At 59.9% G+C, this 16,269-nt stretch carries 16 protein-coding genes; 7 read left to right on the top strand and 9 right to left on the bottom strand.

The genetic code is table 11. The features are described 5' to 3' along the window. Positions 1-6: 6 nt before the first annotated feature. Positions 7-771, top strand: a complete 765-nt coding sequence (locus BLV61_RS10935; protein ID WP_003171943.1) for an amino acid ABC transporter ATP-binding protein — start codon at positions 7-9, stop codon at positions 769-771. 64 nt (positions 772-835) lie between these two features. Here BLV61_RS10935 and BLV61_RS10930 read toward each other — a convergent pair whose 3' ends face one another. Then, positions 836-2,461 carry a S8 family peptidase gene (locus BLV61_RS10930; protein WP_090464859.1) on the bottom strand — a complete coding sequence of 542 codons (1,626 nt, stop codon included), beginning with the start codon at positions 2,459-2,461 and terminating at the stop codon, positions 836-838. 262 nt (positions 2,462-2,723) lie between these two features. Here BLV61_RS10930 and BLV61_RS10925 point away from each other — a divergent pair, with 262 nt between their 5' ends. After that, positions 2,724-3,383, top strand: a complete 660-nt coding sequence (locus BLV61_RS10925) for a FadR/GntR family transcriptional regulator (protein ID WP_090464856.1) — start codon at positions 2,724-2,726, stop codon at positions 3,381-3,383. Next, positions 3,373-4,680: a CynX/NimT family MFS transporter gene (locus BLV61_RS10920; protein WP_090464851.1), complete on the top strand. Its 1,308-nt coding sequence runs from the start codon at positions 3,373-3,375 to the stop codon at positions 4,678-4,680. The genes BLV61_RS10925 and BLV61_RS10920 overlap by 11 nt, the downstream gene beginning before the upstream one ends. A gap of 53 nt (positions 4,681-4,733) precedes the next feature. Here the strand turns inward: BLV61_RS10920 and BLV61_RS10915 are convergent, their stop codons facing one another. The 6 genes from BLV61_RS10915 to BLV61_RS10890 form a co-directional block, all read right to left on the bottom strand. Further along, positions 4,734-5,369, bottom strand: coding sequence for a DUF1120 domain-containing protein (locus BLV61_RS10915; RefSeq protein ID WP_090464848.1), 636 nt, complete (start codon positions 5,367-5,369; stop codon positions 4,734-4,736). Between the two features lie 117 nt (positions 5,370-5,486). Continuing rightward, entirely contained in the window at positions 5,487-6,104 is a 618-nt protein-coding gene (locus tag BLV61_RS10910) for a DUF1120 domain-containing protein (protein ID WP_090464844.1), read from the bottom strand. An 81-nt stretch (positions 6,105-6,185) separates the two neighbouring features. Then, positions 6,186-7,328, bottom strand: coding sequence for a DUF1120 domain-containing protein (locus tag BLV61_RS10905; protein WP_090464840.1), 1,143 nt, complete (start codon positions 7,326-7,328; stop codon positions 6,186-6,188). A 10-nt stretch (positions 7,329-7,338) separates the two neighbouring features. Next, the gene (locus tag BLV61_RS10900) at positions 7,339-9,816 is read right to left on the bottom strand and encodes a fimbria/pilus outer membrane usher protein (RefSeq protein ID WP_090464835.1); all 2,478 of its coding nucleotides are present in this window, start codon (positions 9,814-9,816) and stop codon (positions 7,339-7,341) included. Between the two features lie 103 nt (positions 9,817-9,919). Then, positions 9,920-10,636, bottom strand: coding sequence for a fimbria/pilus chaperone family protein (locus BLV61_RS10895; RefSeq protein WP_090464832.1), 717 nt, complete (start codon positions 10,634-10,636; stop codon positions 9,920-9,922). A 345-nt stretch (positions 10,637-10,981) separates the two neighbouring features. After that, on the bottom strand, positions 10,982-11,599 hold the full coding sequence (locus BLV61_RS10890; RefSeq protein ID WP_047532791.1) for a DUF1120 domain-containing protein: 618 nt from the start codon (positions 11,597-11,599) through the stop codon (positions 10,982-10,984). Between the two features lie 337 nt (positions 11,600-11,936). Here BLV61_RS10890 and BLV61_RS10885 point away from each other — a divergent pair, with 337 nt between their 5' ends. From BLV61_RS10885 to BLV61_RS10870, 4 genes are all read left to right on the top strand, one after another. Then, positions 11,937-12,563, top strand: coding sequence for a response regulator (locus tag BLV61_RS10885; protein WP_090464829.1), 627 nt, complete (start codon positions 11,937-11,939; stop codon positions 12,561-12,563). Between the two features lie 121 nt (positions 12,564-12,684). Beyond that, the gene (locus tag BLV61_RS10880) at positions 12,685-13,155 is read left to right on the top strand and encodes a nuclear transport factor 2 family protein (protein ID WP_047532787.1); all 471 of its coding nucleotides are present in this window, start codon (positions 12,685-12,687) and stop codon (positions 13,153-13,155) included. Positions 13,156-13,194: 39 nt separating this feature from the next. Beyond that, the gene (locus tag BLV61_RS10875; protein ID WP_047532785.1) at positions 13,195-13,506 is read left to right on the top strand and encodes a GIY-YIG nuclease family protein; all 312 of its coding nucleotides are present in this window, start codon (positions 13,195-13,197) and stop codon (positions 13,504-13,506) included. A gap of 87 nt (positions 13,507-13,593) precedes the next feature. Further along, positions 13,594-14,529, top strand: a complete 936-nt coding sequence (locus tag BLV61_RS10870; protein ID WP_090464826.1) for a glutathione S-transferase family protein — start codon at positions 13,594-13,596, stop codon at positions 14,527-14,529. Between the two features lie 38 nt (positions 14,530-14,567). On the opposite strand, the gene BLV61_RS10865 is transcribed toward BLV61_RS10870, so the two are convergent. Both BLV61_RS10865 and yejK read right to left on the bottom strand, forming a co-directional pair. Beyond that, positions 14,568-14,918, bottom strand: a complete 351-nt coding sequence (locus BLV61_RS10865) for a glutaredoxin family protein (protein WP_090464824.1) — start codon at positions 14,916-14,918, stop codon at positions 14,568-14,570. Then, a complete protein-coding gene (yejK, locus tag BLV61_RS10860; RefSeq protein WP_090464821.1) occupies positions 14,918-15,922 on the bottom strand; it encodes a nucleoid-associated protein YejK in 1,005 nt (334 codons plus the stop codon). Before yejK ends, BLV61_RS10865 begins: the two co-directional genes overlap by 1 nt. Positions 15,923-16,269 lie beyond the last annotated feature (347 nt).

The raw sequence follows: 16,269 nt of genomic DNA, 5'->3' as shown, positions 1-16,269 counted from the left end.
TCTTTTATGAGCGAAGCAATCAAACAGCCTGTGAGCCCTGAAGGCATTATTCAGATGCAGGGCGTGAACAAGTGGTACGGCCAGTTTCACGTACTCAAGGACATCAACCTCAACGTCAAGCAGGGCGAGCGTATCGTCCTGTGCGGTCCGTCGGGTTCCGGCAAGTCCACCACCATCCGCTGCCTCAACCGTCTGGAAGAACACCAGCAGGGCCGCATCGTGGTCGATGGCGTGGAGTTGACCAACGACCTCAAGCAGATCGAAGCGATCCGTCGTGAAGTCGGCATGGTGTTCCAGCACTTCAACCTGTTTCCGCACCTGACCATTTTGCAGAACTGCACCCTGGCACCGATGTGGGTGCGCAAGATGCCGAAACGCAAGGCCGAGGAAATTGCCATGCACTACCTGGAGCGCGTACGCATTCCGGAGCAGGCGCATAAATTCCCGGGGCAACTGTCCGGCGGCCAGCAGCAGCGTGTGGCGATTGCCCGTGCGCTGTGCATGAAACCGAAAATCATGTTGTTCGACGAACCGACTTCGGCACTCGATCCCGAGATGGTGAAAGAGGTGCTGGACACCATGATCGGCCTGGCCGAAGACGGCATGACCATGCTCTGCGTAACCCACGAAATGGGCTTCGCCCGCACCGTGGCCAACCGCGTGATCTTCATGGACAAGGGCGAAATCGTCGAACAGGCTGCGCCGAACGACTTTTTCGACAACCCACAGAACGACCGCACCAAGCTGTTCCTGAGCCAGATCCTGCATTGATTGGTCAGTGACTGTCGCAAAGAGCCCCGCCGATTGATCGGTGGGGCTTTTTTATGGGTGCGGGTCAGTCTGCGGTTTTGCCGCGTTCCAGTGCCAATTGCACTGCTCGGAGGGCATTGAGGCGACCATGACCGTAGTAATGACTGTGGCCGTTTTGATCGTATTGACCTAGGGGGCCGTCGTCGGCGTGGCTGATTTTGTCGCAGCAATCGGCGAGGAGGTGTCTAACCTGCTCGCGGTCCAGTGCCGGGTTGACCCCTAGTACCAGAGCTGCCACGCCCGCGGCTCCAGGACAGGCACTGGAAGTGCCGCTGAACAATTCGGTATAGGCAGCATTGATCGGGTCGGCAAACCTGCCGCTCAGATCCGTGGTTCGAATGCCTCGGGTCTGGGGGATTGAGGTGGCGGGTTTGAACTTTGGATCCGGGTGTGGCTGGTCCCCGCTGGGAAAACAGCACCACAGTGCTTTACCGTAGTCACTGTAGGCACTACGACGATTTTGATCATTGCAGGCACCTACAGCAATCACCATGGGATGGCTGGCATAGCCATCGTTGTCCACGCTCTCGTTGCCGTTGCCGGCGCCAAAAAAGATGACGCAGCCTTTACCTTGGCGGCCTTTGGTCGCGGCGTACTCTATGGCCAGGCGGGTGCTCGCGGCCAGCGGAAACGCCTGAGAGTGCCTCGCGTCGGTAGGGTCAGCCCAATGTCCTTCCGGCGGCCCCCAACTGCAGGAAATGATATCGGCCCCTTGGTCCGCGGCCCAGAAAAACGCGTCTGCTTCGGCCCTGGCGCCTAGTGGCTTGGTCAGTTTCAACGGCATGAGACTGGCTCGAGGGGCCACGCCGCTGGCGCCGGCTTCACCATTGGCGCATGCAACACCGGCGGCTGCAGTACCGTGGCGCTCAAGAGGGTTTTTCGGCCGAGGGCCTTGACGGGCGTTAAGGCGGTCAAAGTTTTTTGCTCCGATGATTTTTCCGGTACCGGCGAACTCAGGGTGATCGATATCAAAGGCATCGTCGATGATCGCTATCACTATGCCTTCACCCTGGGCCAAGACATGGGCTGCCTCGACATTGGCGCTGGCATCGACCTGCGCTTGATAGGTGACGGTGGTTTTCTTCAGGTGCCATTGGTTGTCATGGATCGCTCGGCGTTGCCCCGGACGCAGTATTTCCGGGTGGCAGTAGTCGACATCCTGACGTTCGAGCAATTGAAGTGTGAATGAGCAGACTTCAGTGCCGCGACAATGCGCGTGATGGACGAAGAAGGCATTGGTGGCGTAGGGAACCTGCTGTTTGATGGTCAGACCCAACTCATCGAGGATAACCAGGCACTCTGTCGGAGCGAGCCGATCGACGAATTTCAGGAAGATGTTTTCGGTGTAGAAAACAGGTTCTTGGGTATGAGGATCGACCAGGGCGCTGCCAGCGAAGCGCACGTCTGGTAACTCGCGTAGTAACGCCTTGCATTGGGGGATATCTGAATTGTCCGGCAGTTTGAATAGCTGAACGTCGGCGTCCTCGATGTGAAGTACCAACTCACTGTTGGCCAATGCCTGTCGAGCTTTTTCGCAGCGTAACGTCTCATCAAGCTTCCTCCCGGCCTGACTGCGTACAACGAGCAGTTGCCGATTCTTTTCCAGTAAAAAACGGCGGCTGTTCTTTTTGCCAAAAATGACTTCTTCCATCGGCTGCTCCCATTCCCTTTAGACATTCGAGCGAAAGTGCCCGCGTTCAAAGTCCGAAAGTCTGATGGTCTGTCTCATTTTTGGATGTCAGCTCTTTCGTGTGGCATTGGTGGGAAATCACTATCAGTCACTAGGAATTGACTGCCTTAAAGTGGCTTCAGGCCTCAGGGTGGGACGCGATAGGTAGTGGCTTGCCCGATTGGGCGAGGCTGACTAACATGTCGGTAAATTCATCCTATGATTGGATGAAAGGGCGAATCCAATGTCTGAAATTTCTCCATTAGTTAAACGATCCCTGGTCGATCAGGCCCTCGATCAGTTGCGCCTGCGTATCAACGAGGGTGCCTGGGTGGTGGGCCAGCGCTTGCCCACCGAGCCCGAGTTGTCCGCCGAGCTGGGCATCAGCCGCAACACCGTACGTGAAGCCATGCGTGTGCTGGCGTTTTCCGGGCTGATCGAGATCCGCCAGGGCGACGGCAGTTATTTGCGGGCGGTGGCCGATCCACTGGACACGCTCAAGGCGTTGTCCCGTTGCTCCCTTGAGCAGGCCCGGGAAACCCGGCACATCCTCGAAGTCGAGGCCATCGGCCTGGCGGCCTTGCGTCGCACCGATGAAGACTTGGTGGCATTGCGTGAGGCGCTGGGGGTGAGCGGCCGTCACTATCACGGCGATCTCGATACCTACATCGCCTGCGATCTGGTGTTCCACCGCCGTCTGGTGGACGCGGCGCACAACCCGACCCTCAGCGAGTTGTATCGCTACTTCTCCAGCGTGGTCGGCGCTCAGCTACGGCATTGCCTGAACATCACACCGCGCCGACAGGAAGTGTTCGACCTGCACATCGCGTTGCTCGATGCGGTCGAGCAACGCGATCCGGAGCGAGCCAAAGCCCTGTCGAGGCAGTTGATCAATGAACCTTGAAACCGAGAACACCATGACCAGCGATCCAGGCAACACCGCTCAACCTAAACGCATGGCGGAGCTGGAAGAGCTGCTGATCGATGCCGAAGCCGATGATGAGCAAGTCCAGCAGACTCACCCGGTATTGCGCCGGCCATGGCTGTTGCTGCTGGGCCTGATTCTGGTCGCGCTGAACCTGCGCCCGGCACTGTCGAGCATGGCGCCGATGCTCAGCGACGTGTCGAAAAGTCTCGGGTTGTCGGCGGCCCAGGCCGGTTTGCTGACCACCTTGCCGGTCCTGTGCCTGGGTCTGTTCGCGCCGCTGGCTCCGCTGCTGGCGCGACGTTTTGGCGCCGAGCGGGTGGTGCTGGGCATCCTCCTGACCCTGGCCGGGGGGATCATTCTGCGCAGTTCCTTTGGCGAGGTCGGCCTGTTTGCCGGCAGCGTGCTGGCCGGTGCCAGCATCGGTGTGATTGGCGTGCTGCTGCCGGGCATCGTCAAGCGTGACTTCGCCAAACAGGCCGGGACCATGACCGGCGTCTACACCATGGCCCTGTGTCTGGGCGCAGCCATGGCCGCAGGTTCCACGGTGCCGCTGAGCGAGCATTTCGACAAGAGCTGGGCACTGGGCCTCGGTTTCTGGGTGATCCCGGCACTGGTTGCCGCCGTGTTCTGGTTACCGCAAGTCGGCCAGAAACACGGTGCGCACAACGTCGCCTATCGCGTTCGCGGACTGCTGCGTGACCCGTTGGCCTGGCAAGTGACCTTGTACATGGGCCTGCAATCGTCCCTGGCCTACATCGTGTTCGGCTGGTTGCCGTCGATCCTGATCGGGCGCGGCCTGACACCGACCCAGGCCGGTCTGGTGCTGTCGGGTTCGGTGATCGTGCAGCTGGTCAGCTCGCTGGCCGCACCGTGGCTGGCCACGCGCGGCAAGGATCAGCGCATGGCGATCGTGATCGTCATGGCCTTGACCCTCGGCGGTTTGTTCGGTTGCCTGTACGCGCCGATCGAAGGCTTGTGGGGCTGGGCGATCGTGTTGGGGCTGGGGCAGGGCGCCACGTTCAGCCTGGCATTGACCTTGATCGTGCTGCGCTCGCGGGATTCCCATGTGGCGGCGAACCTGTCGAGCATGGCCCAGGGATTCGGCTACACCCTGGCCTCCATGGGGCCGTTCGCGGTGGGCATCGTGCATGACTGGACCGGCGGCTGGTCTGCCGTGGGCTGGATCTTCGGGGTCATCGGCCTGGGTGCGATCGTTGCCGGCCTGGGGGCCGGTCGTGCGCTGTATGTGCAGGTTGAAAGCGAAAAAGTCTGAATCGGGCACTGAATCACGCCCTTTGACGCCGGGAGTGATTCAGTGTCTGGGGCTTACAGGTAGGTCAATTCAAATGTCGCGGAACCGTCTATTTTGATTTCGTCGGTCAAGGTCAGGCTGTTGGCTGGAGCGATGTAAGTATCGACGTCCAGATCCATCGTGAGGTTTTGTACGGGGCTCGGGATGTGTCTGCCGCCCGGTACACCGGTACCTACCGATGTGTACTCCCCTTTGCCCATAAGGTGCGCGGGTTCCCACCATGGACGGGGCGCGGAGATATCAGTTGAGCGTATAGGCTTTATGGTTGAGCCGTCTGCCGTGGCGCTTATGATTCTGGCCCCGAAGATTCCAATCTTTTCACCCGTGTCGGTAAATCCCAGGCCGTAGTAGTTGTCGGCCAAAGAAGAGCTGGCATTGTTGTCGATGCCATACAGGGCTACCGCGATGGGAGCGCTGCAGGTCACGCTTAATTGCAACGGATGGCTTCCCACCAGGGTGTTGGTGTCCGGGTTGAGATCTTTCGCGGAAATCTTGCCGTTATCGATGACGCCGCCATTGGACAGGCTCGGTGTGCACGCCTGTGGCGTGATGAGGCCAGTGACCGTCAGGTCGGTACTCGAAGCCGCTAGGGCGACGGGCGCTACGCTGATCAGTGCGCTGGCGGAAAGTGCTGCGAGATACTTCTTCATATTGGCTGATGCTTCTTTTCAGTGGTTGTTTGCCATTCCCATTGCCAAAGGCGCCGAGGATGGCGGTGTGAGCTGAACCACTCGCCCAGACGCCGCGAGTGGTTCAGCGTCGGGGGGTTAGAGGTAAGTCATTTCAAAGGTCACGGCACCGTCCATGACCACTTCGTCGGTCAGCGTCAGGCTGTCGGCGCGGGCGATGTTGGTGTTGACCTCGAAATCCATGGTCAGGTCTTTCACAAACAGCGGGATGCTTACGTCAGTGGTGGAACCGACTGACAGGAGGTATCCGGGGCTTGTTACCCAGGTTGCCTTCCAGGTTTTACCCACGTCGTCGGAATCGATGGCCTGTGCCGCCACGCCGTCTGCCACGGCGTTTTTGACATTGACTCGAACCCAGCCCAGCTTCTCGCCCGCGCTGGTCAAGCCCAGGCCGAACCAGCTTGTCAAAGCGGCCGTACCGGCCTGGTGATCCACGGGTTTCAATGCAAACTGAGTCGGTCCATCACATGACACCGACAATTGCAGTGGATGGGTGCCGACCAACGTCTCGCGCACTTGATCGAGATCCTTCGCCGAGATCTTGCCGTTATCCACGACACCGCCGTTGGACAGGGTCGGTGTGCAGGCAGCCGGGGTGATGACACCGGTGACCGTCAGGTCGGTTGACGACGCGAGGGCAAAAGGTGCAACGCTGACCAGAGCGGCAGTCGACAGGGCGATGAAATACTGTTTCATTTTTTTCCTTTTCGCGGGTTGATTCCTTGATTCGCCCAAGGCGCTCCATTGCGCCCCGGGGTCAACAAGGTGGGTTGGGTGTTACAGGTAAATAATTTCGATCGTTCCCGAGCCGTCGAGCTGGACGGCGGTGCTCAGGTCCAGGCTTGAGGCGGGCGCAATGACGGCCTCGACGGTGACGCCGGTTGTCAGGTTCTGAATTGCAACCGGGCCTGCGGTGCTGCCAGCGATGTCGGTAAAGCCCAGGTAGCTTTTCTGGCCGATGGGTATCGGGCGTGAACTGGCCGTGCTCCAGGCCGCGCCTGTTGTGGTCGAGTCGGTTCGATACAGGCGAGCGAAGCTGTCGGCGCTGGCGTCGGCCGGATCGACGTCCAACGAATACAGGCCGATCTTGTTGCCACGGTTATCGAAGGCCAGGCCGTAGTAGATTTCGCTGTTGACCGTCGCCGAGCCTGCGCGGTTGTCGTGCATGACCAGGGCAAAGTGGGTCGGAGCATCACAGCCGACCCGCAGCGTCAGGGTCTTGGGGGGCAGGCGAGTGTCCAGGTCGGTATTCAGATCGCTCATGGACAACCTGCCAAAGTCGACCAGGCCGGCATTGGACAGCACCGGTTCGCAAGCCCCCGGCGCGAAGCGGGCGCGCAGGATGGCTTCCCGGGATCGGCCTGCCGCGACTGCGTCGAATACACCCGTGGTTTCCCAGTTGACGGCGTCACGCACCCGCATCGCTTGTTCCTGAGCCCGGGCGGTCACCTCGATCTGCGCGGAGAAACTCCGACCCTGGACCGCTGTACCGGCGCGTACTGGCGCGATGCCGTGTTCCGGGCGCCAGGTCAGGGTCGATGCAGTTTCCACCGGTGATTGGCCGACAGTGGAAATCAGTCCCAAATCGACCGATTGCCCATCGAGTACGCCATCGCGTACACGCATTTCATAGCTGCCGTGCTCCGCGAAGTGATAGCGCTCGGCGGACGCTGCCATGGCGCGGTAGAACAGGCTCATGTCGGTGGGCTGCGCACAACTCAGGTTCAGGCTCAGGCGTCGTTCACCCAAGGTGAGTACCGGTGTTGTATCGATGCGTATCGCACGGTTCATCAAGCCGTAGTCGAGCACGGGCTGGCTGAGGCTGAGCTGACAGTCATCCGGCAGCGCCCAGGCGTGGGATGAGAAGGCGCCCAGCGTCAGGGGGGCGAGGACTGGCAGCAAGTAACGGGACAGGCTCATCAAATGATCCTCAGAGGGCTCGGCACTGGGCCGCGGCGGTTTCGTAGTACGCCTCGGCGTCGGCTTTGGCCGGCAGCTCGAAATCGAGTCGGCAGCGCTCAAGCCCCGGCGCGGTTATCCACAGCGGGCGTGAGTCGAGCACATTGGGTAAAAACACTTGGCCGACGTCCTGGACCAGCGTCACGAACTCGCCGTCCTCGGTACTCACCGTCGCGCCTCGGGGCAGTGGTGCGCCATGGCTCGTGGTGACCTTGAGCAAGGCGCGGCGGGTCATCGTGACCCCGAACTCGACGCGGTCGACCGCACCACGACCGGCCGAAATCACGGCCATGCCGTTGTTGATATCGATGTTGCGCGGTAGCGAACGGGTATCGATTTCCACCGCACTGCGGCCATAGGCAGCGACCTGCGGGACCACCGCCTGACCTTGACTGTCGGTCCAGACCGGACCGCTGGGGGTGCTGACCTTGATGGCGTCCATCTCACCGACCGACAGCAGGGCGAAGGTGTCGCGCACCGGATAAGGCGACAGCGTCAAGCCACCGCCATGCAATACGGCACCGCCACGGGCGCCGGCCTGATAGCTCGAGCGCTCGGCATCGGAACGGGTGTAACTCAGGTCCAGTTGGCTGTATCGCGGCAGCAGCGAGGCGCCGACAGTGGACTGCACCTGCTTGTCGCGGGTGTCGTGTTCGATGCCGATCCGATAGCCAAATCGGTCGTTGAACCGTTCGTTCAGGCCGACACCGCTGCGGTACTCGCCAGCGGCACTGCGCACCCAGGTTCGCGCCCGGCGATTTTCGCCCAAGGGAATACTGAGGTTCAGGTAAACACTGTCACCACCGCGTCCCGCCCCGCTGAGTTGCCATTCAGCATTTGCCGAAACGGATACCCCGCCGATGCTGGTGCCCCATGACGCCAGGGCACGACGGCTGCTTTGACCATCGAATGAAGACGAGCGACTCATGCCGCCGCCGAAGGCGCCAAGGGTCGGGTGTGACCAGGCCAGCGCGACGCTTTGCCGATCGCGGTAACGGGATTTTCCGTTGTCTGACGAGAGGCTGAAGACGGCATCCTCCAGTTCGCGGTAACCGAAGGTGCGGTAGGTGCTGCCGGCATTGATCGACCATTGGTCATCGAATCGATGGGATGCGCTCAGGTCGCCCTGCAATCCGCGGGAGGGCGCGCGTCCACCGGCGTCTGTCCGCAAAAGGCTGGCTTGAATCTGTGTCGCGGTCGAGGGCAACAGGCCGAGACTGAAACCTGTCGCCCGATAATCAGCAGCGGTAGTCATGCCCGCGCTGAACTGCAATTGAGGATCCAGCGCACCGCTCCAGCCACCGCTGATTACCCATGGATTGTCATCCTGCGTATCACTTGTACTGCGTACCTGGCCGGCTGCCAGCGAGAAGCCGGGCGCGGGCAGGCCGATGCCGAGCATGGCGGCCGGCACGGTAAAGCTGCGCTCACTGCCGTCCGCCTCTTTGACCGTGACTTCCACGTCGGAGCGATGGTTGAGCCGACGCACGTCATTCAATGAAAACGGACCGGCGGGCACCACCGTCGAATGAATCAGCGAACCGTTCTGCCTGACTTCGATCTGCGCCTGGCTGTGCGCAATGCCTTCGATCGCCGCGTTCTGGCCTTCGACCCTCAGTGCCTGCTCGGTCATGACTTGCACACCGGTGATCTGCGTACCGGCGAGCACCGGGTTATAGAGACTGATCTGTCCGGCCTGCAGCACTGCTTGCTGACTGGCGAAGGTGCGCTGGGCATAGGCTGCCAAATGGCTGGTGCGCGACACGTCATCCTGCCGGGTCTGTACCTGGCGACTGCGCACGATCCAGTCGCCGGCGTTGAAGCCCAGTTCGGTATTGGCCGACATGTAACGGCTCGACTGATCACCGAAGTGGCTGTGCAGGCTGCTGACGTCGTAATTGAGCAGACCGGCGAAGCCACCGGTCTGGTAGCCGGTAAAGTCCCGGGTTGTCGGGCGGATCGAGTCAGTGGGCACGATCAACGACAGGCCCAGGCTGGCCGGGTCCGGGTCGATCACGGTTTGTGGCCAGGCGCCGAGGAAGTCATGACAAGGCTGATCGTCCTGCGTACGGGCAGGAACCCTGAGGTTTGCCGTGTCGAGCAGGGCCTGGTCAAAGCACACGTCACCCTGGCGGCTGAACGCGACATCCACACGCCCGCGGCGCTGACCGTTGACCGTGAGCGTGACCGGATGTCGGCCCGCGGTGAAGCGAGGCGCTTGTAGCAGCAGCGTCGCGAGTGCCGGGTCGATGCCGCGTTGCTCCAACGTTCTCGTGTCGAACGAGGTCAGCAGCGACGAGTCGGCCATGACGTCGGCGCCGACGTCGGTCAGCACCAGTGCATTGGCCAACCCCAGCGCCACACAAGCTCGGGATCGCGGAAGGCGAGCGTTCGCCACCCGAATCGCGGGCATGGCTTCGCCATCACGGTAGGTCGATACAGTGTTCATGGGGGTCACTTGTCTTATGCCAGCGTGCTGGTCGATACGCTGTGGTTCAGGCTCTGTCTCTCGTCAGCGCCCACGTTTCCTCGGGGCGCTGGGGGGATGCGTTTCAGGATTCGACGGGTGCGTCGTAGTGCGCCACCGCAAAACCGTAGACGGTGGCGGGCAGGAAGCGCACCTGCGTCGCTGTCGTGGCCATTGCCGGCACACTGATGCTCTCGCCGGGCAGCACATAGGTTCGCGGCAACAAAGCACCGCTCTTGGACGGCAACAATTGCAGCTCTTGCGCCAGGCGCACCACATAAGGCGTTTCGTTACGCACGGTCAGTTGGCCGTCCCGTAGCGACCATTGCAGGTCGGTCCACGGCGTGCGATTGGGCGCCAGGCCCTTGGGGTGCAGAATCAATGGCAGGTTCTGGCGCACGGTCACCCCGACGCGGGCATGCCCGGCGTCGGCGGCAGGTCTGCCCTGGGGGATGCCTTCAAAGATCACGCGCTTCAAGCGTTGAGTGACCAAGGGCTTTTCCGATTGCAGGATGAAACGCACCAATTGGGTTTTCGACGCCTCGACGCGGGACAGCGGTGGGGTCACGAACACCAGGGATTCCTTGTCCTGCTCGATGTCTTCAATGGTGACGTGCAGCAACGCCAGGCTGGCGTCGGTATTGGTCACGGAAACCGAAGCCTCGCCATCGGCCTCGTTGACGATCACCACCGAGGTGTTCGGGACCATGCCATCGGCTTGCGCCTGGGTGGCCAGCAACAGAACGAGCGCGCCGATACCGCTGTGAATCAAGGGGCGCGCGAAGGTAAAAAACATCGTCATGACGTGTCTCGTTGATAGGTTCGAGAAAAAGCCGATGGCACCGCTCGGATGGCAGCTTGCAGATGACAACAGGGCCAAGGGTGCAAGGGGCATCAGGGCATTTCGGAAATGGGGGGGGCTCACCGATTGAGGTGCCATTTAAGCGGCTGGTATCAGTTTCTTGAATGCAACAAGTACGAAAGCTACTGTCCTGTGTGTAGATAAGTGTTGCGAGCAGCGCCGTGCCATTGGCCGCAACGGTCGTTGGCGTGCAGGCACATACTCAAAAGAGCAGGGACGTATCAATGGGTTCTTCAGGAGGAACGGGCAACGGAGTGGATCAACCGTTGCCCGGACGATTCGACGTTACAGGTATTTGAGTTCCAAGGTGGCTGAGCCGTCGATCAGCACTTCGTCAGTCAGGGTCAGATCACTGCCCCTGGCAATTTGAGTGGTTACCTGAAGATCCAGGGTCAGGTCTTTCACCTGGAGCGGCGTACTGGTGTCACCCATGGCACCGACAGCCCAAAGGTTGTAGACCTCCCAGTGATCCTTGACCCAGGTTTTTCCGCCGTCTTCCGACACAATAGCTTGTGCGTCGACTCCGTCCGCGTTCACATTCAACGCATCAACGAAGAACGAGCCCAGCTTCTCGCCTGCATTGGTCAAGCCCAGTCCAAACCTACTGCTCGTGTTCCAGGCGGTACCGGCCCGATGATCGATTGGAGAAAAGTAGAACTGAACCGGTGCATCGCAGTTCACGGTCATTTGCAGCGTTTGCTTGGGCAAACTAGTGGGGTTGTCCGGTCGGAGGTCTTTCGCGGAAATTTTGCCATGATCAACAATGCCACCTCCGGACAGGTTTGGTGTGCACGCGCTTGGGGTGATGACGCCAGTGACGGTCAAGTCGGTGCTGGCGGCAAAGGCGGGCGAAGCTGCCGTCAGGAGTAATGCAGTACAGAGTGCGCTTAATGTCTTGTTCATGTGATAGCTCTTGGTTTTACCGGCAAATGGGGGGCAGCGATTGAGGTGCAATTTAGGCGGGTGTGGTCAGCGATTTGAATGCAACAAATACGAAAAGCGATTGCTCTGTGTATGAGAAATTTTATTGGGCGATGACGATGCACCGATCGCTGGTAGCTCACTGCTGTAGGTTTTTGCGTTGTGCGATGTGTGAATAATCTGAATGTTCGTAGGGTAAAAAACATTGACCCTTGAAACGTTGACTAAGCCAGTTTTCGGCTTTTGGCGAGGCATTGTGGGAGGGAGAAAACGGCGTTAATTTCCGCGCCCTTTAATCACAAGCAGGAGACCTCCCACAATGCGAGTCGTAATTGCTGACGACCACTGCGTCGTCCGCATCGGGTTGCGGATGTTGATCAATGCCACCAGGCGATGCGTAGTCGTTGCAGAGGCTGAGGGTACCGATAGCCTGATGCGCATTCTTTCGAGCACACCGTGCGATCTGTTGATCACCGACTTCTCCATGCCGGGAGGGCGGCAGGCCGATGGTTTGAAAATGTTGAGTACGATTCGGCGCGACCATCCGGCATTGCCGGTCATTGTGCTGACGATGTTTACCAGCGTCGCCACGGCGAGGGCGGCGCTGGCTCAGGGGGTACGGGCCATCGTTGCCAAATCCGCCGCGGAGACCGAACTGCCCCTGGGGATCAACGCGGTGGGTGGGGGGCGACGCTACATCAGCGAGTCGTTGCGAATACTGCTGGCTGACACGGGCAGTCAGATGAGCGAGTTGCCGTTGTCGGCCAAAGAGCACGAGGTGGTGCGGATGCTGGCCAGTGGCATGACCGTCAGCGAAATCGCCAATCACTTCCAGCGCAGTGTGTCGACCATCAGTAAACAAAAAAACATGGCCATGCACCGCTTGGGTATTTCCACGGATGTCGAACTTTTTTCCTACGCCCGCGACAGCGGAATGTCGACCTAGGCGCTCAGCGTACGAGCTGTCCCGGTATTCTCGTGGCGAATGCCCATAGTGTTCGGCACATTTGCAGATTATTGTGCAGGCCATCTTTCGATCATATTTCGCAACAACAGGGAGCCTGCCCATGAGTGATATCCACAGCGCATTGATCACCCGGTTCTACCAGGCCTTCCAGCGTCTGGATGCCGAGGCCATGGCTGCCTGCTATACCGATGACGTGGTGTTCAGCGATCCGGCGTTTGGTGAGCTTCACGGCCGCGATGCCAGCGATATGTGGCGCATGCTGACGACCCGGGCCAAGGATTTCTCCCTGAGTTTCGATAACGTCCGCGCCGATGAGCGCACGGGCGCTGCCCATTGGGTGGCGACCTATCTGTTCAGTCAGACCGGCAACATCGTGGTCAATGACATCCAGGCGCGTTTCGTTTTCCGTGACGGCAAGATTTGCGAGCATCACGACAGCTTCGATCTGTGGAAGTGGTCGCGTCAGGCACTGGGTTTCAAAGGCCTGCTGCTCGGTTGGACGCCGTTGGTGAGCAACGCTGTTCGTGCTCAGGCCTTGAAGGGTTTGAAGGCATTCCAGGCCAGCCGCTGATAAGATCGCGGTTTGTCCCCTTCAAGCACTGATCGTTAAGTGAACGCCCCCAGCGAAAGCCCTGTCGACGCCGCCACCGCGGTGAGCAAACCCTGGTTCGTCTATCTCGTGCGCGCGGCCAATGGTTCGCTCTACTGCGGGATCAGCGACGATCCCGTGCGCCGATTTGCCAAGCATCAAAGCGGCAAAGGGGCACGCTTCTTTCTTTCCAGCCCGGCCATGGCACTGGTCTACACCGAAGCCTGTCGTGATAAAAGCGAAGCGCTGCGGCAGGAGCGCCTGATCAAGAAGCTCAAGAAAAGCGCCAAGGAATGCCTGGTGGCCAGCGCGAACGCGGGCTTATCACTCTGACTGATCAGTTCCCATCAGGCAGATCTGTAGGCCGCTAACCGATTGCGCGCTAAGCTGCGAATTCCTATTCGTGCGGCGGAGCCGAGCATGTCCGAGTTGATCCTGCATCATTACCCGACGTCCCCATTTGCCGAAAAGGCGCGTTTGCTGCTGGGCTTCAAGGGATTGTCCTGGCGCTCGGTGAAGATCTCACCGGTGATGCCCAAACCCGACCTGACCGCGTTGACCGGTGGCTATCGCAAGACCCCGGTGCTGCAAATCGGCGCGGATATTTATTGCGACACTTCGTTGATCGCCCGTCGTCTGGAGCAGGAAAAAGCCCTGCCGGCGTTCTTCCCGGAAGGCCAGGAAATGATCACCGCCAGCTTCGCCAGCTGGGCCGATTCGGTGGTGTTCCAGCATGCGGTCAGCCTGGTGTTCCAGCCGGAATCGATGGCGGTGCGCTTCGGCAATTTGTCGCCAGAAGCGATCAAGGCCTTTATCGCCGACCGCGCCGGGCTGTTCAGCGGCGGCAGCGCCACGCGCCTGTCGGCGGAGCAGGCCAGGCATCAATGGCCGACGATCATGTCGCGGCTGGAACAACAGCTGCAGCGCGAGGAGGGGGATTACCTGTTCGGCGAACCGTCGATTGCCGACTTCGCCCTGGCGCATTCGTTATGGTTTCTCAAGGCGACGCCGGTGACGTCTGCGCTTGTGGATAACTATCCGGCGGTGGCCGCATGGCATGCCCGTGTGTTGGGGTTCGGCCATGGCGCCTCGAACGAGATGACCGCCGAAGAGGCGTTGCAAGTGGCGCGGGCTTCCACGCCGGCCGCATTGCCGGACGAGCAGTTCGATGAACCGAATGGTTTCAAGGCGGGCCAGCCGGTGGTGATCGCAGCAACCGACTATGGCGTCGATCCGGTGGCGGGTGAGTTGTTGTTTGCCGGCCGAGAGGAATTGATTCTTCGTCGCGAAGACGAGCGTGGCGGTCTGGTGCATGTGCACTTTCCGCGGTTCGGTTTCCGGATCGAAGCGGCCTGACAGTCCCTGCAGGAGCGCGCTTGCTCGCTCCTGCAGGGTTACTTCAATGCGGCCAGAATGGCATCCGGGTCATATTTGCGAATCAGCGTTCCGTTCACATTGATGATCGGAATCCCGCCGCCGCCCAGCGCTTCATAGTCCTTGCGCGCCACCGCATCCTTTTCGATATCGAATTCCTTGTACGGAATGTTCCTTTGATCGAGAAAGCGCCGGGTCTGTTTGCAGTAGCCGCACCAGTCAGTGCTGTAGATCACGACATTGGCTTTGAGCTGCATCTGCTCGGACACCAACCGGGTCGGGTCCATCAGGCGCTCGATCTTGCCCCAGTTCTGGTAGACCACGACCACCAGCAGGATCAGCAGGCATTTCTTCAACACCCTGCCCAGCATCAGTTGCGTCGCTTGAGCTGGTCGGTGAGCGAAGTGGGCAGGCCCTTGATGATCAGCGTACCGGCCTCTTCGTCATACTCGATCTTTGAGCCCAGCAAGTGCGCCTCGAAACTGATCGACAGGCCTTCGGCGCGACCGGTGAAGCGGCGGAACTGGTTCAGGGTGCGTTTATCGGCCGGGATTTCCGGCGACAGGCCGTAATCCTTGTTGCGAATGTGGTCGTAGAAAGCTTTAGGGCGTTCTTCGTCGATTAGCTCCGACAACTCTTCCAGGCCCATGGGCTCGCCCAGTTTGGCCTGGCTGCTGGCGTAATCCACCAGGGTCTTGGTTTTTTCGCGGGCGGAGTCTTCTGGCAGGTCTTCGCTTTCGACGAAGTCACTGAATGCCTTGAGCAGCGTGCGGGTTTCGCCCGGCCCGTCGACGCCTTCCTGGCAGCCGATGAAGTCGCGGAAATACTCCGAAACCTTTTTGCCGTTCTTGCCTTTGATGAACGAAATGTACTGTTTGGACTGCTTGTTGTTCTGCCACTCGGACACGTTGATCCGCGCCGCCAGATGCATTTGGCCCAGGTCCAGGTGACGGGACGGGGTCACGTCCAGTTGATCGGTCACTGCGACGCCTTCGCTGTGGTGCAGCAGGGCAATGGCCAGATAGTCGGTCATGCCTTGCTGGTAGTGCGCGAACAATACGTGGCCGCCGACCGAGAGGTTGGATTCCTCCATCAGTTTTTGCAGGTGTTCCACCGCCACGCGGCTGAACGCCGTGAAGTCCCTGCTGCCATCGAGGTATTCCTTCAGCCAGCCGCTGAAAGGAAAGGCCCCGGACTCCGGATGAAACAGCCCCCAGGCTTTGCCCTGTTTGGCGTTATAGCTTTCATTGAGGTCGGCGAGCATGTTCTCGATGGCTGCGGACTCGGCCAGTTCCGATTCGCGAGCGTGGAGAACTGCAGGTGTGCCGTCGGGTTTTTTGTCGATCAGGTGGACGATGCAATGACGGATCGGCATGGGTTTCTCGGCTGATTGAAGAGAGGAGGGCGTGCTCCCCCGAAAAAGCGCTCAGTGTACCGCAACCACTGGTTTTGGCGCGGTGCGAAGGTCAATTCCAGGGTGGCTGGCGGCACATATGCGATTTTTTCCCGTTTTAGAGCAATAAAGCTGACCAAATGGGTAGCTGGAGGCGGATATTTCCCCGTCTCTGTGCTAGTTTTGCCCCGTCTTACGCGACGTCACTGCGTTAAGCGTGCATTCAGCATTTGTCAGGTCGAACCAAACCCTGATTTCGGTATCTATAACCCCGATCCCGTGGTTATTTGGCCGAGGGTGCCAGATCCAGAAGATCGGGCTCGATGGCT

Source organism: Pseudomonas mohnii (assembly GCF_900105115.1).
In the GTDB taxonomy this organism is placed as follows: domain Bacteria; phylum Pseudomonadota; class Gammaproteobacteria; order Pseudomonadales; family Pseudomonadaceae; genus Aquipseudomonas; species Aquipseudomonas mohnii.
This window is presented reverse-complemented; position numbering and strand designations above follow the sequence as displayed.